This is a genomic window from Albidovulum inexpectatum, from assembly GCF_002927635.1.
GTDB classification, from domain to species: Bacteria; Pseudomonadota; Alphaproteobacteria; order Rhodobacterales; family Rhodobacteraceae; genus Albidovulum; species Albidovulum inexpectatum.
In genome coordinates this window covers 152,204-169,686 of sequence record NZ_PRDS01000001.1, presented here as the reverse complement: position 1 = coordinate 169,686, position 17,483 = coordinate 152,204, and the positions used below count along the sequence as shown (strand labels likewise).

Genomic DNA, 17,483 nt, shown 5'->3' with positions numbered 1-17,483 from the left:
GGTGCCGTCATTTGGCGCAAGTGTTGCCGTTCCGGGCATCACCCGATCCGCCCCGGCACAAGGATTGCGCCGCAGCGAATGCGGGATGTCGCCCGCCAGCCCCCGATGGGTTGGCCCTTTCGCTATAACACGCAGGAAAATCATTGGAACAGAACGCTTTGTCACGGTTAGCGTTATCATTTGGCCTTTAGCGCAAACATGGGTTTCCGATATGCGGCAGTGCAGAGCGAGACCGCCGCTTCGGTGCGCGGCATCGCCCTTCGGGCGCGGCTGGTGCGGTGCGACTTTCGGGGAACGCTGATTCGCGCGTTTCGCAGCCGGGCAATAATGTGGTTGCCAAGATTGTTGCGACGGCAGAAAATCGCCATGAATTGTTTACCGATCCGGATACAGCAAGGGAACCGATCATGGCGCGTATTGCACTGGTCGACGATGACAGGAACATTCTCACCTCGGTGTCGATGACGCTCGAGGCCGAGGGCTTCGAGGTCGAGACCTACAATGACGGCCAGTCGGCGCTGGAGGCGTTCAACAAGCGCATGCCCGACATGGCTGTGCTGGATATCAAGATGCCGCGCATGGACGGCATGGACCTGCTGCAGCGCCTGCGGCAAAAAACGTCGATTCCGATCATCTTCCTGACATCCAAGGATGACGAGATCGACGAGGTCCTTGGCCTGCGCATGGGCGCGGACGATTACGTCAAGAAACCCTTTTCCCAGCGCTTGCTGGTGGAACGCATCCGCGCTCTGCTGCGTAGGCAGGAGGCGATCGCCAGCGGCGAGGTCGGGACGACCGAGGAAAGCAAGATCATGGTGCGCGGATCGCTGACCATGGATCCGCTGCGCCATTCGGTGACATGGAAGGGCAAGGACGTTGCCCTGACCGTGACGGAATTCCTGTTGTTGCAGGCGCTGGCCCAGCGACCCGGCTTCGTCAAGACGCGCGATCAGCTGATGGATGTCGCCTATGACGACCAGGTCTATGTGGATGACCGGACCATCGACAGCCATATCAAGCGCCTGCGCAAGAAGATGCGCAGCGTGGACGAGAATTTCTCGGCCATCGAGACGCTGTATGGCATCGGGTACCGCTATAACGAAGAATGAGCGTGATTTCCGGTTTCAGTCTTCGGCGAAGGGGTGAGCGACGCGGCGCCGACGTCGTCCTGGGCGAGGACTGGACCCAGCCCGACGAATATGTCGATGCCGAATTGCAGGAAGGCCGGTCCCGGCGCGGCCTGATCACGCTGAACCGCTCTCCGCTGGCCCGCAAGATCATCACCTTCAACCTGATGGCGATGGTCGTTCTGGTCGCGGGCGTGCTGTACCTGAATCCGTTTCGCGACAGTCTTGTCCTGCAGCGAGAGAAGGGCCTTGTGACCGAGGCCCGACTGATTGCCGATATCTTCGAGGCGCAATTGCCGCGCGGGGCGGTGGTCAACCTTGCGGCAAGCGACGGGATCGACACGCTTGGCACTGTCCGGCAGATCGAGCGGGCCGATGGCGCCGAACTGCTTGTCTTCGATGCAAACGGCAATCTCGTCGCCTCGACGGTCGGGATGGCGCCTCCGCCCTCTGCCCCGATTCCGGATCTTGCCATCGACGAAAGATCGACCGTCATCACCGACATCCTGAACGGCGTATGGGAGGGGATCGCCGCGCTGCTGGCACCAAGGACCGACAATGCGCAGGGCATGAGCCCCGAAGACCTCGCGCGGCAGGTCGTGCCGGGCGCCCTGTCGGGCCAGACCCATATTCGTAGCGGTCGGGACGCTCAGGGCCGGGCCCTGTTCACGGCGGCCACGCCGATCATGCATGACGGCAAGGTTATCGGCGCGGTGGCCGTGACCTCGGTCGCGGGCGAGATCGACCAGCTCGTTCGGGTCGAGCGCGAGCAGATCCTGCAGATGTTCGTCATCGCGATCATCGTCTCGATCGGGCTCAGCCTTGTGCTGGCTTCGACGATTGCCAATCCGCTGTCCGACCTTGCCGCGGCGGCCGAGCTGGGTCGCGACCGTCATGCCCGCAAGATGAGTCCCAGCCGCGTGCGCATCCCCGATCTGACTGCCCGACCCGACGAGATCGGCCGTCTGTCAGGCGCCATGCGCGGCATGGTCGCGGCTCTCTATGAACGGATCGAGGCCAACGAGCAATTCGCGGCCGACGTCGCGCACGAAATCAAGAACCCGCTTGCCTCGCTGCGCTCGGCCGTTGGCACGCTGCGCGTCGCGAAGCGGGACGATCAGCGCGAGCGCCTGCTGGAAGTGATCGAGCATGACATTCGCCGGCTGGACCGGCTGGTCAGCGATATCTCGAACGCGTCGCGTCTGGACAGCGAACTGGTGCGCGAGGAAGAGGAGGAATTCGATCTTCTCAAGATGCTGGGCAACATCACCGACTTCATGAGCAACGAGGCGCGCGAGAAGGGCGTGGACTTCATCACCGATCTGCCGAAGACGCCGATCATGATCACCGGTCTGGAGGATCGGCTGGCGCAGGTTTTCGTCAACCTGATCTCGAATGCGATCTCTTTCTGTGAAGATGGTGATGCCGTTCGTGTCTGGGCCCGCAAGCGCGAAAACCGGGTCCTGGTCGTGGTCGAGGATACCGGCCCGGGCATTCCCGAAGAGGCGCTGACCAAGATCTTCAAGCGCTTCTATTCCGAGCGCCCGGCGGGCCAGTTCGGGGAACATTCGGGGCTGGGCCTTGCGATCTCCAAACAGATCGTCGAGGCGCATGGCGGCGTGATCTGGGCCGAGAATATCCGTGCCGCGGATGCCGATCCGAACTCGCCGCCATTGGGTGCGCGTTTCGTGGTGGGCCTGCCGGTGTGACGTCGCAAGCGGGCGCGGTCAATCTTCATGCCAGCTGCGTGGCCTGGTGCCAGCGCGGCATCCTGATCATCGGCCCCTCTGGCTCGGGCAAATCGACGCTTGCATTGGCCCTGATGAGTCTCGGCTGCAAACTGGTCAGCGATGACCGCACCGATCTTGTACGTGCCGACGACGCCGTTGTCGCAAGTGCGCCGCGGGCGATTCGGGGCCGAATCGAGGCGCGCGGCGTCGGCATCCTGCACGCCGAGACGATCGACGCGGCGCGCCTTGCCTGTGTCATCGACATGGGGCATGCCGAAGCCGAGCGTCTGCCGCCGCTTCGCCGGACCGCGCTTCTCGGCATTGCCCTGCCCCTGCTTCACAGGGTCGAGAGTGCCCATTTTCCGGCCGCAATATTGCAATATGTTAAGGGCGGTCGTTTCGCATGACGGGAAAAGGGATGAGTGCAACCACGCCAACGAAAGGCTCAGACGGGGCACCTGTCCCGAACGACGCGGCCTGCGCCGATCGTGACCGCGTTCAGCGCATCGTTCTGGTTACGGGGCCGTCCGGTGCCGGGCGTTCGACAGCGATCCACGCGCTGGAAGATCTTGGTTATGAGGCAATCGACAACCTTCCCTTCAGCCTCATTCCCCGGCTGCTCGACGGTCCGCCGCTGGGGCGACCGGTGGCCTTGGGGATCGACGTGCGCAACAGGGATTTCTCGGTCGCGGCGCTGATCGAGCTGATCGACGGGCTGACCCGCCATCCCGATGCCGCCCCGGAAGTGCTCTACCTTGATTGTTCGCAGGACGAGCTGCTGCGCCGTTATGCCGAGACCCGAAGGCGACACCCGTTGGCAGACACCGACCCGCCGGCCGAGGCGATCGCACGCGAAATCGACCTGCTGATACCCATCCGTGCGCGCGCCGAAATCGTGATCGACACGACGCATTCAAGCCCGCACGACCTTCGCCGCGAGATCGGAAACTGGTTCGCCCAGGGCGAACAGACGCGCCTTTCGGTCTCGATCCATTCATTTTCCTACAAGCGGGGCGTGCCGCGGGGGCTGGACATGATGTTCGATTGCCGGTTCCTGCGAAATCCCCACTGGCAAGAGGATCTGCGCGCGCTGGACGGGCGCGACGCAGCGGTCGGCGCATATGTCGCGCAGGACGAGCGCTTTGGTGAATTCTTCGAGCGGGTGCGCGATCTGCTCTTGTTGCTGTTGCCCGCGCAGGTCGCCGAGGGCAAGAGCCACTTTGCCATCGGTTTTGGCTGCACGGGTGGCAAGCACAGGTCTGTTTACGTTACGGAACGAATGGCCGAGGCGCTTGCGCAGGCGGGGTGGCAGGTGTCTAAGAGGCACCGGGAACTGGAACGCCGGGCAGGTGGGGCCTTGGCCGCTGTACAGGGTGGACGGACGTGATCGGGATCGTGATCGTCGCACATGGTGGACTGGCGCGCGAATATCTTGCCGCCGTCGAGCATGTCGTGGGAAAACAGGAAGGCATCCGCGCGATTTCGATCGACGCGGATCATGACCGCGCGGCCAAGCAGGCCGAGATCGGCGCCGCGGCCAACGAGGTGGACACGGGCGATGGCGTGGTTGTCGTTACCGACATGTTCGGGGGGTCGCCCTGCAACCTGTCGCTTGGTGTCTGTTCGGGCAAGAACCGGCAGATCCTGTATGGTGCCAACCTTCCCATGCTGATCAAGCTGGCAAAGTCGCGCCATCGTCCGGTCCCCGAGGCGGTTGCCTCGGCGCTGGAAGCCGCGCACAAATACATCAATGCCTATGTCTGTGCCGAGCAAGCCCAGGAGGTAAAATGACGACGCCCTCGGTCACCGCGCGGCGGCTGAAGATCATAAACGAAAAGGGGCTGCATGCACGCGCTTCGGCCCGGTTCGTCGAGGTTGTCGAGGCGCATGACGCACGGGCCGAGGTCAGCCGCGACGGCATGACCGTTTCGGGCGATTCGATCATGGGGCTTCTGATGCTGGGCGCCTTCAAGGGCACCGAAATCGAGATCCGCACCAGCGGGAACGAAGCCGTCAAGCTGGCAGACGCATTGGAAGCCCTGGTGGCCGATCGCTTTGGCGAAGACTTCTGAAGCCGCCGACGCCGGGATGAACCCGCGAATGTCCGATATGCGCGACGACAAGATCCGCCCCCAGCCCCATGACATTCGGCGGTTGTCCTATGCGGGAACGTTTCGAAACCCGGTAAAGGCAGGCACGATCCGAGCGATCGAATGGATGACCGGCAAGGCCCATCTTGTCCGCAAGGTCCGCGAGTTCGAACGGCGTGGCGTGCCCGATGGCCAGGCGTTCTTCACCGAGGCGCTGCGTGTCATGGGGATCCACGTCCTGACCCCACCCGGGCAGCTAGGGCGCATTCCGGCAACCGGTCCGCTGGTGGTTGTCGCCAATCACCCGCATGGGCTTGTTGACGGCCTTGTGCTTGGCGAACTGGTGGGGCGCGTGCGTTCGGACTACAAGATCCTGACGCGATCGCTTCTGACGGGCATCCCCGCGATCGAGGCCTTCATGTTGCCCGTGCCATTCCCGCACGAAGAAGATGCCCAGACCAAGGCCCTGCAGATGCGGCGCGACTGCATGGCCCATCTGGCGCAGGGCGGCGCGATCATCCTGTTCCCCGCGGGCAAGGTTGCGACCAGCCGAACGATGTTCGGGCCGGTGGTCGAGCCGGAATGGAACCCGTTTACCGCCAAGATGGTGACACGCTCGGGCGCGTCGGTCCTTCCGGTTCATTTCCCGGGGCAGAACACGCGCCTGTATCACGTCGCCGACAAGATTTCGGCCACGTTGCGGCAGGGGCTGTTGCTGCACGAAATCAGGCGCGCGCTGTACAAGCCACAGGCGCCTGTCATCGGGCATCCGATCGGACCAGACGAAATCCGCGCCCGTGCGCACGACCCGCGCGCGTTGCTGGCATGGCTGCGCCAGATCGTGCTGGATCTGGGCGCAGACGCCGATCAACGGGTCGGAACCGGGACCTCGCCGCGATAGTCATAGAAGCCGCGCCCGGTCTTTCGGCCCAGCCAGCCGGCCTCGACATATTTCACCAGAAGCGGGCAGGGGCGATACTTGGTGTCAGCCAGCCCTTCATGAAGGACGTTCATGATGGCGAGGCACGTGTCAAGCCCGATGAAATCGGCAAGCTCAAGCGGCCCCATCGGATGGTTGGCCCCCAGTTTCAGAGATCTGTCGATCGATTCGACATTGCCCACGCCTTCATACAGCGTATAGACCGCCTCGTTGATCATGGGCATCAGGATACGGTTGACGATGAAGGCCGGGAAGTCCTCGGCGCTGGCGGCGGTCTTGCCCAGACGTTCGACCACCTTCAGCAGCGTCTGATAGGTTTCGTCGCTGGTCGCAATGCCGCGGATCAGTTCGACAAGCTGCATCACAGGCACCGGATTCATGAAGTGGAACCCCATGAACTTTTCGGGCCGGTCGGTGCGGCTGGCCAGCCGCGTGATCGAGATCGAAGACGTGTTCGACGTCAGGATCGTCTCGGGCTTCAGATGCGGGACGAGGTCCTCGAAGATCGCCTGCTTGACCGTTTCGCGTTCGGTCGCGGCCTCGATGATCAGGTCGCACTGGCCCAGATCGGCCAGCCGCTGGGTCGTGCGGATCCGGCCCAGTGCGGCAGCCTTGTCCTCGGCACTGATCTTGCCGCGGGACACCTGCCGTTCCATGTTGCGTTCGATCGTCGCAAGCGCCTTGTCCAGCGCCTGCTGGCTGATATCGGTCATCAGGACATCGAAACCTGCAAGCGCAAAGACATGGGCAATACCGCTGCCCATCTGACCCGCACCGACCACTCCGACCGACTGGATCTCCATCTCTTGACCTTTCCTGAATTTCGCGCCTGACCATAGGCACCGGCCAATGGCGCGCGCAAGGCATAAGCCCGCGATCCGACAATTTCCACCGTCCCGTCAGAAATGCAGACGGAGCCCGCCGGGTGGGCGGGCTCCGCGATCAATTTCCCAAGGGTATCAGAGCTTTTCGATCAGCTCGGGCACGGCCTGGAACAGGTCGGCGACCAGGCCATAATCGGCAACCTGGAAGATCGGGGCCTCTTCGTCCTTGTTGATCGCGACGATGACCTTCGAATCCTTCATGCCGGCCAGGTGCTGGATCGCGCCCGAGATGCCCACCGCGATGTAGAGATCGGGGGCCACGACCTTGCCCGTCTGGCCAACCTGCCAGTCGTTCGGAGCATAGCCCGAATCGACCGCCGCGCGCGAGGCGCCAACCGCGGCGCCCAGCTTGTCGGCCAGCTTTTCGATCATCTCGAAGTTTTCCTTCGAACCCACGCCGCGACCGCCCGAAACGACGATCTTGGCGCTGGTCAGTTCGGGCCGGTCCGAGGCAGCAACCTTGTCTTCGACCCATTCCGACAGGCCCGTGGCGGCGGGAACGTCGACCTTCTCGATCGGCGCCGAACCGCCCTGACCGGTGGGGTCAAAGGTCGAGGTGCGGATCGACAGCACCTTGATCGGGTCGGACGATTTCACCGTCTGGATCGCGTTGCCGGCATAGATCGGGCGTTCGAACGTGTCGGCATCAACGATGCCAGAGACGTCCGAGATCACCATCACGTCCAGAAGTGCCGCGACGCGCGGCAGGATGTTCTTGGCATCGGTGGTCGCCGGCGCGACGATGTGCGTATAATCCTTGGCCAGCGCCACGATCAGCGCTGCGGTCGGTTCGGCAAGGCGATGACCCAGCGAATCGTCCTCGGCGACCAGAACCTTTTCGACGCCTTCCAGCTTGGCCGCTTCGGCCGCGGCATCGGCGGCCTTGGCACCCGCACACAGGATCGTGACCGGCCCCAGTTTCCTGGCAGCAGTCAGCGCCTTGGCCGTTGCATCGACCGCCAGCTGGCCGTCGGTCACTTCGCCCAGAAGAAGAACAGCCATCAGAGCACCCCCGCTTCTTCCTTGAGTTTCTGGATCAGCTCATCGACCGAGCCCACCTTCACGCCTGCCTTTCGACCTTCCGGTTCGGATGTCTTGACGACCGTCAGGCGCGGCGTGACATCGACGCCGTAATCGGCCGCGGTCTTTTCCTCCAGCGGCTTCTTCTTGGCCTTCATGATGTTCGGCAGGCTGGCATAGCGCGGTTCGTTCAGCCGCAGGTCAACGGTGACGACGGCGGGCAGCTTGACCTTGATGGTCTGAAGGCCGCCATCGACCTCGCGCGTGACCAGCGCCGTATCGCCCTCGACCTTCAGTTCCGACGCGAAGGTTGCCTGCGCCCAGCCCAGCAGAGCGGCCAGCATCTGGCCCGTCGCGTTCATGTCATTGTCGATCGCCTGCTTGCCGCACAGCACAAGGCCCGGCTTTTCCTCTTCGACGACCTTGGCCAGGATCTTGGCCACGGCCAGAGGCTCGATGTCCTGGTGCACGTCATCGGCCGCCACGACAAGGATCGCCCGGTCGGCGCCCATGGCCAGCGCGGTGCGCAGTGTTTCCTGCGCCTGCTTGACGCCGATCGACACGACGACGACTTCGTCCGCGACGCCCTTTTCCTTCAGACGGATCGCCTCTTCGACGGCAATCTCGTCGAAGGGGTTCATCGACATTTTCACGTTGGCGAGATCGACACCGCTGCCGTCCGCACGCACGCGGACCTTCACGTTGTAGTCGATCACCCGCTTTACAGGCACAAGAACCTTCATCGCTGGCAATCTCCCTTGGTTCAGGCCGCCCGGTCGGGACGGCAAGAATATTCCCCGATCCGTGACTTAGCCGTTCTGCGCCTGCGAAAACAGTGCAAAATCGACACGCCGCGACGCGCCGACGCCACGTCCTGCGCGCCGGTGGGGTCTGTTGGCGCTAACGGTTCGCGCCGGGCACCCACAGCACATCTGCCCGGCCATCGTCATTGGCGATGCGGGCGGCAACGAACAGCCAGTCGGACAGGCGGTTGAGATACTTGATCGCGGCCGGGTTGATCGGCTCGGCATCGGCCAACTGCACGGCAAGCCGTTCGGCCCGGCGTGCCACCGTGCGTGCGTGGTGCAGATGCGCCGCCAGTGGCGATCCGCCCGGCAGGATGAAGCTGCGCAGGGGTTCCAGCCGGGCATTCATCGCGTCGATTTCCGCTTCCAGGCGTGCGACCTGGGCCTCTGCCATGCGCAGAACCGGATAGCCTGCCTCGCCGTCGCGCGCCATGTCGGGCCGGCACAGATCCGCGCCCAGATCGAACAGGTCATTCTGGATACGCGCCAGCGCCTGATCCATCTCGTCGCCTGCATGCAGCCGGGCGATGCCGATGACCGAGTTCGTTTCGTCCACGGTCCCGTAAGCTTCGACCCTTGGGGCATATTTGGCGACGCGATTGCCATCGCCCAGGGCCGTCGTGCCGCCGTCTCCGGTACGGGTATAAATCTTGTTCAGAACGACCATCGGACACCTATTTTCCCGAGAACAGCACGAAGATCAGGATCAGCGCCACGGCGATTGCCTGCGCGATGACGCGCCAACGCATGATGCGGTTGGCGTGCTTGCGGTTGAATTCGCCGCCCCGGGCAAATCCGCCAATCCCGATCAGCAGGATCACGACCACGACAAGACAGGCCGCCGCGGCCACAAGGAAAAGGGGATCATCGAGCATGCGCATTCCTCCGGGCTTGGGGTGTTTTAGCCTGCCTTGTCCCGCGGTTCCAGCACGCACCTTGCGACGCGCGGTCGCGCCTTCAGCCCTTGCCGACCAGCCACAACAGCGTGCGCGTGGGCAGCAGCCTTCGCGCGGCGTTCATCAGATAGGTGGGGGTCGTGACGAAACAGCGCGGCGCGGGGTTGGGGTCGTCAAGAACACGCATCAGCTTGGCCGTCACGGCCGAGGCCGGCAATTCGAACCGATCCGGCCGGTCCGTGTCGCGATACAGACGCTTGAGCAGCGACCTGCGATATTGTTCGGCCCGCGGCGAGTTCTGCCAGTCGATCCAGCGTTCGAAATGCGGGATGGAGTTGACGCGGATCTTCGAGGTGATCGGCCCGGGTTCGATCAGGACGACACGGATCGGCGTGTCGGCCATCTCGATCCGCAAGGTTTCGGTCAGACCTTCCAGCGCGAACTTGGTCGCCACATAGGCTCCGCGCCACGGCATGGGCACAAGGCCCAGAACCGACGAGCAGTTGACGATATGGCCCCGCCCCTGCGCCCGCATCACGGGGATCACCCTGCGAGTCAGCTCGTGCCAGCCAAAGAGGTTGGTTTCGAAGATCTCGCGCAGGGCGCCTGTCGGCAGGTCCTCGACCGCGCCCGGACAGGCATATGCGCCGTTGTTGAACAGCGCGTCCAGCGTGCCTCCGGTGCGTGACAGGACCTGATCCATCGCGGCTGCGATGCTGTTCTCATCCGTGTAGTCCAGCGGGAAACTTTCCAGCCCTTCGGCAATCAGCCGGTCGCAATCCTGCTGCTTGCGGCAGGTGGCGAAGACGCGCCAGCCCGCGCGGCGCAGGCCGTGGGCCGCGTCGTATCCGATGCCCGAAGAGCATCCGGTAATCAGAATGCTGCGCATGTTGCCCGCCCCGAATAGTCTGCACCAAGCCGGGGAACTGGCTAGCGCGGAAGCCGGGGGCGGGCAAGGTACGCCGTTGCGTCCGGGATGTCGTCATTCGCGGCAAGATCGGCGCCAGTCCCCCAATGCGGACCTGGTGTCGCGGGGCGCGCATGCACGGGATCGGCCCTGAAACCCGAAACGGTTTCGTTCATGCCGGGCAGGACGACCTGCCAGGAAGCAGAGGACGGGATGCGGGGGGCGATCCGTGTCTGCGACAGGCTGAAATTCACCGCACGCGGGCCCGGCGTGTCAGGCTTGTCTTCGACCCTTGTATGGCCAAGGGCGTAAAGCCCCGCGATGCAGGCGGCGAAGATCCAGATACGCAGCATGGCCAGCTCCGAAATTCCTTGTTGACCGGGCCTGCATCCAACCATTTCGGTGGGGCTCGCATCAGGGGAAAGGCTGTGCGGATTTCCCCGCCTGCCCGCCGGGGCGCAAAATGCGTCTGGACCGTGGCAGGCCGGCGAATTACACCACATCCATGAGCGACAAGAATGACGACCGCAACATCGTGCCCGCCACCGTGTCCGAGCCGTTGAGCCGGGCGATTGGCGAACGCTACCTGACCTATGCGCTGTCCACGATCATGCACCGGGCGCTGCCCGATGCGCGCGACGGGCTGAAACCCGTCCATCGCCGCATCCTGTTCGCGATGCGCGAGCTGAAGCTGTCCTCGACCGGCGGATTCCGCAAGTCGGCCAAGATCGCGGGTGACGTCATGGGGAACTACCACCCCCATGGCGACGCGGCGATCTATGACGCGATGGTGCGTCTGGCGCAGGACTTCAACATGCGCTACCCGCTGGTCGACGGGCAGGGCAATTTCGGCAATGTCGATGGCGACAATGCCGCGGCCAGCCGCTATACCGAAGCCCGCCTGACCGCGGCGGCCGAGGCGCTGATGGAAGGGCTGGCCGAGAACGCGGTCGATTTCCGCCCCAACTATGACGGCACGCTGGAAGAGCCGGTCGTGCTGCCCGCGGCCTTTCCAAACCTTCTTGCCAATGGCGCAAGCGGCATCGCCGTGGGGATGGCCACGAACATCCCGCCCCACAACCTTGATGAATTGATCGAGGCCTGCATCCACCTGGCGCGGGCAAAGAATTCGGACGGCGTGCGGGACGAGACGCTTCTGGAATACATCCAGGGACCCGATTTCCCGACCGGCGGTGTGATCGTCGAAAGCCCCGAGGCGATCCGCGAGGCCTATCGCACGGGCCGGGGCAGCTTCCGCACCCGCGCGCGCTGGCATATCGAGGATCTGGGCCGCGGCACCTGGGTCGTCGTGGTGACGGAAATCCCCTATCAGGTGCAGAAGTCCAAGCTGATCGAGCGGCTGGCCGAGATCATCCAGACCAAGAAGGTCCCGCTGCTGGCCGATGTGCGCGACGAGAGCGCCGATGACATCCGCATCGTGCTGGAGCCGCGTTCGAAGAATGTCGATCCCGACATGATGATGGGCATGCTGTTCCGCAACTCGGAACTGGAAACCCGTTTCAGCATGAACATGAACGTGCTGATCGATGGCCGCGTGCCAAAGGTCTGTTCGCTGAAGGAGGTCCTGCGTGCCTTCCTTGCCCATCGGCAGGAAGTGCTGTTGCGCCGCGCGCAGCACCGGATCGACAAGATCGATCATCGGCTGGAAGTCGTCGAGGGCTTCATCACCGCCTTTCTGAATCTTGATCGGGTCATCGACATCATCCGCTATGATGCCGATCCCCGGGCGGCGCTGATGGCCGAGGACTGGAGCCGCAAGACACCGCGTGCCACGTCCGAGAAGGACTATGTGTCGCCCCTTGATCTGCCGCCGGGCAAGGACGGCCTGAGCGAGGTCCAGGCCGAGGCGATCCTGAATATGCGGCTGCGCTCGCTGCGCCGGCTCGAGGAAATCGAGCTCTTGCGCGAGCGCGACGCCCTGACGGCCGAGAGGGCCGAACTGGCGGCGCTGATGGCCGACGAGGGCCTGCAGTGGAAGCGCATCGCCGCCGATCTGCGCGACGTCCAGAAAGCCTTCGGCAAGAATGCGCCGGGCGGCGCGCGACGCACCACCTTTGCCGAGGCCGACGAGGTCGAGGACGTGCCCCTGGAGGCGATGATCGAGCGTGAACCGATCACCGTGATCTGTTCGAAGATGGGCTGGATCCGCGCGATGAAGGGGCATCAGCCGCTGGATTCCGACGTCAAGTTCAAGGACGGAGACGAAGGACGCTTCATCTTTCACGCTGAAACCACCGACCGGTTGCTGGTTGTTGGCTCGAACGGCCGGTTCTACACGCTCCTGGCGGCGAACCTGCCGGGTGGCCGTGGGATGGGCGAACCCGTGCGGCTGATGGTGGATCTGCCCAACGAGGCCGAGATCGTCGCGCTGCTGATCCATCGACCGGGGCAGAAGCTGATCGTGGCCTCATCGCGCGGCGAGGGGTTCGTCGTGGTGTCGGACGACGTACTGGCGCAGACGCGTGCGGGCAAGCAGGTCATGAACCTGCCCGAAGAGGCGACTCTGGCGGTGTGCAAGCCGGTCGAAGGCGATCATGTCGCTGTCGTCTCGAAGAACCGCAAGCTGCTGGTCTTCCCGGTCAGCGAACTGCCCGAGATGAGCCGCGGCAAGGGCGTGCGGCTGCAGAAATACAACATGGCGCGCGGCCGTCAGGGCGTGCTGGAGCTGGATGGCGGCCTGTCCGACGTGACGACCTTCGAGATGGCCCGCGGGTTGTCCTGGTCCATGACGAACGGCAATACCCGCACCGAGGACATGACGCCGTGGCTGGCCAAACGCGGAGGCGTGGGCAAGGCGCCGCCGCACGGTTTCCCGCGCGACAACCGATTCGGCTGAGCCTGGCCGGGGCTGGCCGCGCAAAGACCGATCATTGCCAGAAGGCGGCCCGGGCCCGTGCAGTGAAGATATCGCAAACGAAAAAGGCGCGGCCCGAATGCCACCGGGCCGCGCCTTTCCATGGATTTTCGGCCGGTCAGCAGCGAGCGTACATGCCCTCGTAGATCGGGGCCAGGGTATCGGCCTCGAACAGCGAGGATACCGAAGTGCCCGACCAGATGTTCATGATCGCCTGCGCGAACATGGGGGCCGTCGGCACGATGCGGATGTTCGGCGCGGCCTTCACCTTGTCGTTCGGTTCGATCGAATCGGTAATGACAAGGCTTTTCATGACCGAGTTCGAGATACGCTCGACCGCGGGGCCGGACAGGACGCCATGCGTGATGTAGGAATGAACCTCGGCGGCGCCGGCTTCCATCAGGACCTCGGCCGCCTTGCACAGCGTTCCTGCCGTGTCGCAGATGTCATCGACGATGATGCAGATCTGGTCCGAGACGTCGCCGATCACCGTCATCTCGGCGACTTCACCGGCCTTAACGCGGCGCTTGTCCACGATGGCAAGGCTGGCGCCGATGCGCTGGGCCAGTTCGCGCGCGCGGGCCACACCGCCGACATCCGGTGATACCACCGTCACCTTGTCCAGCCGGTTGCGGAAGTGATGTTCGACATCCAGCGCGAAGACCGGCGCGGCATAGAGGTTGTCCACCGGGATATCGAAAAAGCCCTGGATCTGCGTTGCGTGCAGGTCCATCGTCAGCACACGGTCCACGCCGGCCTCGGTAATCAGGTTGGCCACCAGCTTGGCGCTGATCGGGGTCCGTGCCTTGGCACGGCGGTCCTGCCGGGCATAGCCGAAATAGGGGATGACCGCGGTGATCCTCGCGGCCGAAGACCGGCGCAACGCGTCGGTCATGATCAAGAGCTCCATCAGGTTGTCATTGGCCGGGTTCGAGGTGGACTGGATGATGTACATGTCCTCGCCCCGGACGTTTTCGAAGACCTCGACGAAGACCTCCTGATCGTTGAAGCGTTCGACGCGGGCATCGACCAGGTTCACGCTCATGCCGCGATGCATCGACATGCGGCGCGCGATGGCATTGGCCAAGGTGCGGTTGGAATTGCCCGCGATCAGCTTGGGTTCGGACATGGACGGCATGACGGCTCCTGTCGGTCGGCTGGAAGGGATGACGAAATGACGGATTCGTGACATTGCCCCCCGATTAGCACCGGGGTAGCGTCCGGGCAAACCCGAAGGAGTGATGCACATGCCACATATCGACTATTATCTGTCCACGCTTTCACCGTTCACCTATCTTGTTGGCAACCGGATCGAGGAAATCGCCGCGCGCCACGGCGCGACGATCAGCTACAAGCCGGTGGACATCGCCGCGCTGTTTGCGCGCACGGGCGGCGTGCCGCCCAAGGACCGGCACCAAAGCCGCAAGGAATACCGCCTGCAGGAGCTCGACCGCCAGGCGCGCAAGCTGAACATGCCGATCAACCTGAACCCGCGTCACTGGCCGACCAATCCGGCGCCGTCGTCCTATGCGATCATTGCCGCCCAGGCCGAGCGCGAAAAGGGCCATCCGGGCGATCTGGGTGCGCTGGTCCATTCGATCCTGCGCGCCTGCTGGGCCGAAGAGCGCGACATCGCCGACGACGCGGTGATCCGCGAGTTGCTGGAACGCGCGGGCTTCGAGCCCGACCTTGCGGATCGTTCCATGCTGATGGCGGCTGAAACCTATGCCGCGAATCTCGAGGAAGCGGTGTCGCGGGGCGTTTTCGGCGCGCCGTTCTTCATCACCGACAGCGGGCAACGGTTCTGGGGCCAAGACCGGCTGGAGGATCTGGACCTTCATCTGGCGGGCAAGCTGTAATGCAGGGCGGCAACGTCGTCGAGGAACGCGCCGGTCATCCGACCTTCTGGCGTACCTTCGGACATGGCGCACGCGATGCGCTGGCCATCCACGCCTCTCTGGCGCGATCGGATGCCTGGGCGCCGGTGGCCGAACGCCTGGCCGACAGGCTGCGCATGACGGCGTTCGACCTTCCCGGCCACGGGCAATCCGCCGATCCCGCAGAAGGCGCAGACCTGCTGACCTTGTCGGCGCAGATCGCGGCCAGCTTCATCGAACGCCCGGTGGATCTGATCGGTCATTCCTTTGGCGCGGTCGTGGCCTTGCGCCTGGCCATCGCCGCGCCCGAGGCCATCCGCACGCTGACATTGATCGAGCCCGTTCTGTTCGCGGCCGCGGATGGAACGGCCGAGCTCGAGGCGCATCTGCGAGAGCGTGCGCCCTTCGTGCGGGCGTTGGAGGCAGGCGCGAACGAGGAGGCGGCAAGGCTGTTCATCGAAACCTGGGGGACCGGTCAGGAATGGGAAAGCCTGCCTGCCGAACGGCGGGCGCGCATGGCCCGGCGCATCGGCCTGATCCGCGCGGCCGATGCGGCGCTGTATCGCGACAGCGGCGGCATTCTTCAGCCTGACGCGCTCGAAAGTCTCGAGATGCCCGTGCTGCTGATCCGGGGAACCGATTCGCCACCGGTCATGGAGCGGATTGCCGAGGCGATCGCGGCGCGCCTGCCCGATGTCGGCGTGGCCACCGTTCCGGGTGCGGGGCACATGGCGCCTTTGACCCATCCCGACCAGGTGGCGGGGCTGGTCGGCGTCAACCTTGACCGCGCATGACACGCTCGAGCGCCACGATATCCGCGTCGTTCGTGTTCCACGAGCAGACGAATCGCGCCGTCACGGCTTCGTCCGACGGACCTTCCAGGCTGGCCCAGTGCGGCCACAGGTAGTAATGCGCCCCTGCCGACATCGCGCGGCGATGGGTCGCGCGCGGGAGGCTGGCGAACACCATGTTGGCCTGTCGCGGATGCACGATCCGCGCGCCGGGCAGGGCGGCCAGCACCCCTTCCAGCGCGACGGCGCGGTCATTCGCCGCGCGCGCCAGGTCCAGCCACAGATCATCGGTCAGGTAGGCCTCGATCTGGGCGGACAGGAAGCGGTGTTTCGAGAAGAGGTGCCCGGCGCGCTTGCGCCGCAGCTCGAGCTCCCACGCTTTTTCAGGGTCGAACAGGACGACCGCGTCGACGGCAAGGCAGCCGTTCTTGGTTGCGCCCAGTGACAGAATGTCGATTCCTGCGCGCCAGGTCATGTCGGCCGGGCTTGCGCCAGTGGCGACCAGAGCATTGGCAAGCCGCGCCCCATCCATGTGGACGGGCAGGCAGAACCCGCGCGCGACCTCACAAAGTGCTGCGATTTCGTCCGGCGAATAGACGGTGCCCGCCTCGGTCGCGTTCGTCAAAGTGACCATCCCGCGCTGCACAGAATGCACGTCGCCTTGGGGGACGGTCGCAATGGCGCGGGCCAGATCGTCAGGGTCGATCTTGCCATGAGCGCCAGGAACGGGGACCATCTTGCCGCCCGACACGAAGAATTCCGGCGCCCCGCATTCATCGACCTGAACATGCGCCTGCTCATGGCAGAAAATCGCGCCCCATGGGGGGCAGAACGTGGCGATCGACAGAGCATTGGCGGTCGTGCCATTCGCCACCAGAAAGACCTCGGCGCGCGGCGCCTCGAATGTTTCGCGCACGAGCGCACGGACGCGCTCCATGGCTTGCTCGCGCCCATAGGCCGGGGCAAAACCTTCATTCGCGCGCATGAGCGCCTGCATGATCTGCGGCGCGGCGCCCGATGTGTTGTCAGAAGCGAATTCCATCACAGATCCTCGATGATGTGGTCTTCCCAGTCTTCCTCGGGCACTTCGAATTCGGGCACCGTCCAGCCCCGCACCGACTGGCCCGCAGCATGGACGCTTTCAGGATCACCAGTGATCAACGGGTGCCAGTCTGGCAGGTTGCGGCCCTCATGCAGCAGCTTGTAAGCGCAGGTCGATGGGAGCCAATGCGCGATGTCGGCGATCGTCCTGGGCGTCAGGACGACGCATTCAGGTACGAATTGCTTGCGGTTTTCGTATTGTCCGCAGCGGCAGGTCTGATCGTCCAGCAGTCGGCAAGCGACGCGGGTGAAGAAAAGCTCTCCCGTCTCGGCGTCCTCGAGCTTGTTCAGGCAGCATTTGCCGCAACCATCGCAAAGCGCCTCCCACTCGCGCGGGGTCAGATCCGTCAGCGGGCGCTTCCAGAATTCGGGCCGGAGCCCGTCACGCGGAATGTCATATTTCATGGACAGTGACCTTGGCCGAGCGGCGCGCAAAAGA

Annotated in this window: 20 protein-coding genes; 10 read left to right on the top strand and 10 right to left on the bottom strand. The window is 64.1% G+C overall.

The genetic code is table 11. The features are described 5' to 3' along the window. Positions 1-407: 407 nt before the first annotated feature. From LV82_RS00895 to LV82_RS00865, 7 genes are read left to right on the top strand one after another with little or no spacing between them, the layout of a single operon-like run. A complete protein-coding gene (locus LV82_RS00895; RefSeq protein WP_104069263.1) occupies positions 408-1,109 on the top strand; it encodes a response regulator transcription factor in 702 nt (233 codons plus the stop codon). Continuing rightward, on the top strand, positions 1,106-2,836 hold the full coding sequence (locus LV82_RS00890) for a sensor histidine kinase (protein WP_104068829.1): 1,731 nt from the start codon (positions 1,106-1,108) through the stop codon (positions 2,834-2,836). The genes LV82_RS00895 and LV82_RS00890 overlap by 4 nt, the downstream gene beginning before the upstream one ends. Continuing rightward, positions 2,833-3,264: an HPr kinase/phosphorylase gene (locus LV82_RS00885; protein WP_104068828.1), complete on the top strand. Its 432-nt coding sequence runs from the start codon at positions 2,833-2,835 to the stop codon at positions 3,262-3,264. The genes LV82_RS00890 and LV82_RS00885 overlap by 4 nt, the downstream gene beginning before the upstream one ends. An 11-nt stretch (positions 3,265-3,275) precedes the next feature. Further along, positions 3,276-4,244, top strand: a complete 969-nt coding sequence (rapZ, locus tag LV82_RS00880) for an RNase adapter RapZ (RefSeq protein WP_104069262.1) — start codon at positions 3,276-3,278, stop codon at positions 4,242-4,244. Beyond that, complete coding sequence (locus LV82_RS00875; RefSeq protein WP_104068827.1) at positions 4,241-4,648, top strand: PTS sugar transporter subunit IIA; 408 nt, start codon at positions 4,241-4,243, stop codon at positions 4,646-4,648. Before rapZ ends, LV82_RS00875 begins: the two co-directional genes overlap by 4 nt. Continuing rightward, positions 4,645-4,929 carry an HPr family phosphocarrier protein gene (locus LV82_RS00870; protein WP_104068826.1) on the top strand — a complete coding sequence of 95 codons (285 nt, stop codon included), beginning with the start codon at positions 4,645-4,647 and terminating at the stop codon, positions 4,927-4,929. Before LV82_RS00875 ends, LV82_RS00870 begins: the two co-directional genes overlap by 4 nt. Positions 4,930-4,957: 28 nt before the next feature. Next, positions 4,958-5,848 carry a lysophospholipid acyltransferase family protein gene (locus LV82_RS00865; protein ID WP_146065110.1) on the top strand — a complete coding sequence of 297 codons (891 nt, stop codon included), beginning with the start codon at positions 4,958-4,960 and terminating at the stop codon, positions 5,846-5,848. On the opposite strand, the gene LV82_RS00860 is transcribed toward LV82_RS00865, so the two are convergent. The 7 genes from LV82_RS00860 to LV82_RS00830 all read right to left on the bottom strand — a co-directional run bounded on the left by LV82_RS00860 (position 5,815) and on the right by LV82_RS00830 (position 10,753). Next, positions 5,815-6,690: a 3-hydroxybutyryl-CoA dehydrogenase gene (locus tag LV82_RS00860; protein ID WP_104068824.1), complete on the bottom strand. Its 876-nt coding sequence runs from the start codon at positions 6,688-6,690 to the stop codon at positions 5,815-5,817. The genes LV82_RS00865 and LV82_RS00860 overlap by 34 nt on opposite strands. A 156-nt stretch (positions 6,691-6,846) precedes the next feature. Then, positions 6,847-7,773 carry an electron transfer flavoprotein subunit alpha/FixB family protein gene (locus LV82_RS00855; RefSeq protein ID WP_104068823.1) on the bottom strand — a complete coding sequence of 309 codons (927 nt, stop codon included), beginning with the start codon at positions 7,771-7,773 and terminating at the stop codon, positions 6,847-6,849. Further along, positions 7,773-8,534 carry an electron transfer flavoprotein subunit beta/FixA family protein gene (locus LV82_RS00850; protein WP_104068822.1) on the bottom strand — a complete coding sequence of 254 codons (762 nt, stop codon included), beginning with the start codon at positions 8,532-8,534 and terminating at the stop codon, positions 7,773-7,775. Before LV82_RS00850 ends, LV82_RS00855 begins: the two co-directional genes overlap by 1 nt. A gap of 157 nt (positions 8,535-8,691) precedes the next feature. Continuing rightward, positions 8,692-9,264, bottom strand: a complete 573-nt coding sequence (locus tag LV82_RS00845; RefSeq protein ID WP_104068821.1) for a cob(I)yrinic acid a,c-diamide adenosyltransferase — start codon at positions 9,262-9,264, stop codon at positions 8,692-8,694. Between the two features lie 7 nt (positions 9,265-9,271). Then, positions 9,272-9,472 (bottom strand): twin transmembrane helix small protein, encoded by a 201-nt coding sequence (locus LV82_RS00840; protein ID WP_104069261.1) that lies wholly within the window; start codon positions 9,470-9,472, stop codon positions 9,272-9,274. Between the two features lie 82 nt (positions 9,473-9,554). After that, positions 9,555-10,382, bottom strand: a complete 828-nt coding sequence (locus tag LV82_RS00835; RefSeq protein WP_104068820.1) for an SDR family NAD(P)-dependent oxidoreductase — start codon at positions 10,380-10,382, stop codon at positions 9,555-9,557. Positions 10,383-10,423: 41 nt separating this feature from the next. Further along, entirely contained in the window at positions 10,424-10,753 is a 330-nt protein-coding gene (locus LV82_RS00830) for a hypothetical protein (RefSeq protein ID WP_104068819.1), read from the bottom strand. Positions 10,754-10,905: 152 nt separating this feature from the next. On the opposite strand from LV82_RS00830, the gene LV82_RS00825 reads away from it, so the two are divergent. After that, complete coding sequence (locus tag LV82_RS00825) at positions 10,906-13,257, top strand: DNA topoisomerase IV subunit A (RefSeq protein ID WP_104068818.1); 2,352 nt, start codon at positions 10,906-10,908, stop codon at positions 13,255-13,257. Positions 13,258-13,393: 136 nt separating this feature from the next. Here the strand turns inward: LV82_RS00825 and LV82_RS00820 are convergent, their stop codons facing one another. Continuing rightward, positions 13,394-14,413 carry a ribose-phosphate pyrophosphokinase gene (locus tag LV82_RS00820; RefSeq protein WP_104068817.1) on the bottom strand — a complete coding sequence of 340 codons (1,020 nt, stop codon included), beginning with the start codon at positions 14,411-14,413 and terminating at the stop codon, positions 13,394-13,396. 109 nt (positions 14,414-14,522) lie between these two features. Between LV82_RS00820 and LV82_RS00815 the strand changes: the two genes are divergently transcribed. Together LV82_RS00815 and LV82_RS00810 are read left to right on the top strand one after the other, a co-directional pair. Further along, a complete protein-coding gene (locus LV82_RS00815; RefSeq protein ID WP_104069260.1) occupies positions 14,523-15,134 on the top strand; it encodes a 2-hydroxychromene-2-carboxylate isomerase in 612 nt (203 codons plus the stop codon). Continuing rightward, on the top strand, positions 15,134-15,946 hold the full coding sequence (locus LV82_RS00810) for an alpha/beta fold hydrolase (RefSeq protein WP_104068816.1): 813 nt from the start codon (positions 15,134-15,136) through the stop codon (positions 15,944-15,946). Before LV82_RS00815 ends, LV82_RS00810 begins: the two co-directional genes overlap by 1 nt. On the opposite strand, the gene LV82_RS00805 is transcribed toward LV82_RS00810, so the two are convergent. Together LV82_RS00805 and LV82_RS00800 are read right to left on the bottom strand one after the other, a co-directional pair. Continuing rightward, positions 15,927-16,985 carry a threonine aldolase family protein gene (locus LV82_RS00805; RefSeq protein WP_104068815.1) on the bottom strand — a complete coding sequence of 353 codons (1,059 nt, stop codon included), beginning with the start codon at positions 16,983-16,985 and terminating at the stop codon, positions 15,927-15,929. The two genes, LV82_RS00810 and LV82_RS00805, sit on opposite strands and share 20 nt — an antisense overlap. Further along, positions 16,985-17,449, bottom strand: coding sequence for a YcgN family cysteine cluster protein (locus tag LV82_RS00800; RefSeq protein WP_104068814.1), 465 nt, complete (start codon positions 17,447-17,449; stop codon positions 16,985-16,987). Before LV82_RS00800 ends, LV82_RS00805 begins: the two co-directional genes overlap by 1 nt. Positions 17,450-17,483 lie beyond the last annotated feature (34 nt).

What these genes read in the sequence shown, in the direction of transcription:
- rapZ (WP_104069262.1), top strand. Translation starts at nt 3,276, where the DNA reads ATGAGTGCAACCACGCCAACGAAAGGCTCAGACGGGGCACCTGTCCCG.
- LV82_RS00815 (WP_104069260.1), top strand. Translation starts at nt 14,523, where the DNA reads ATGCCACATATCGACTATTATCTGTCCACGCTTTCACCGTTCACCTAT.
- LV82_RS00810 (WP_104068816.1), top strand. Translation starts at nt 15,134, where the DNA reads ATGCAGGGCGGCAACGTCGTCGAGGAACGCGCCGGTCATCCGACCTTC.
- LV82_RS00855 (WP_104068823.1), bottom strand. Translation starts at nt 7,773, where the DNA reads ATGGCTGTTCTTCTTCTGGGCGAAGTGACCGACGGCCAGCTGGCGGTC.
- LV82_RS00820 (WP_104068817.1), bottom strand. Translation starts at nt 14,413, where the DNA reads ATGCCGTCCATGTCCGAACCCAAGCTGATCGCGGGCAATTCCAACCGC.
- LV82_RS00800 (WP_104068814.1), bottom strand. Translation starts at nt 17,449, where the DNA reads ATGAAATATGACATTCCGCGTGACGGGCTCCGGCCCGAATTCTGGAAG.
- LV82_RS00805 (WP_104068815.1), bottom strand. Translation starts at nt 16,985, where the DNA reads ATGGAATTCGCTTCTGACAACACATCGGGCGCCGCGCCGCAGATCATG.
- LV82_RS00860 (WP_104068824.1), bottom strand. Translation starts at nt 6,690, where the DNA reads ATGGAGATCCAGTCGGTCGGAGTGGTCGGTGCGGGTCAGATGGGCAGC.
- LV82_RS00825 (WP_104068818.1), top strand. Translation starts at nt 10,906, where the DNA reads ATGAGCGACAAGAATGACGACCGCAACATCGTGCCCGCCACCGTGTCC.
- LV82_RS00850 (WP_104068822.1), bottom strand. Translation starts at nt 8,534, where the DNA reads ATGAAGGTTCTTGTGCCTGTAAAGCGGGTGATCGACTACAACGTGAAG.
- LV82_RS00870 (WP_104068826.1), top strand. Translation starts at nt 4,645, where the DNA reads ATGACGACGCCCTCGGTCACCGCGCGGCGGCTGAAGATCATAAACGAA.
- LV82_RS00865 (WP_146065110.1), top strand. Translation starts at nt 4,958, where the DNA reads ATGTCCGATATGCGCGACGACAAGATCCGCCCCCAGCCCCATGACATT.
- LV82_RS00835 (WP_104068820.1), bottom strand. Translation starts at nt 10,382, where the DNA reads ATGCGCAGCATTCTGATTACCGGATGCTCTTCGGGCATCGGATACGAC.
- LV82_RS00840 (WP_104069261.1), bottom strand. Translation starts at nt 9,472, where the DNA reads ATGCTCGATGATCCCCTTTTCCTTGTGGCCGCGGCGGCCTGTCTTGTC.
- LV82_RS00830 (WP_104068819.1), bottom strand. Translation starts at nt 10,753, where the DNA reads ATGCTGCGTATCTGGATCTTCGCCGCCTGCATCGCGGGGCTTTACGCC.
- LV82_RS00890 (WP_104068829.1), top strand. Translation starts at nt 1,106, where the DNA reads ATGAGCGTGATTTCCGGTTTCAGTCTTCGGCGAAGGGGTGAGCGACGC.
- LV82_RS00895 (WP_104069263.1), top strand. Translation starts at nt 408, where the DNA reads ATGGCGCGTATTGCACTGGTCGACGATGACAGGAACATTCTCACCTCG.
- LV82_RS00845 (WP_104068821.1), bottom strand. Translation starts at nt 9,264, where the DNA reads ATGGTCGTTCTGAACAAGATTTATACCCGTACCGGAGACGGCGGCACG.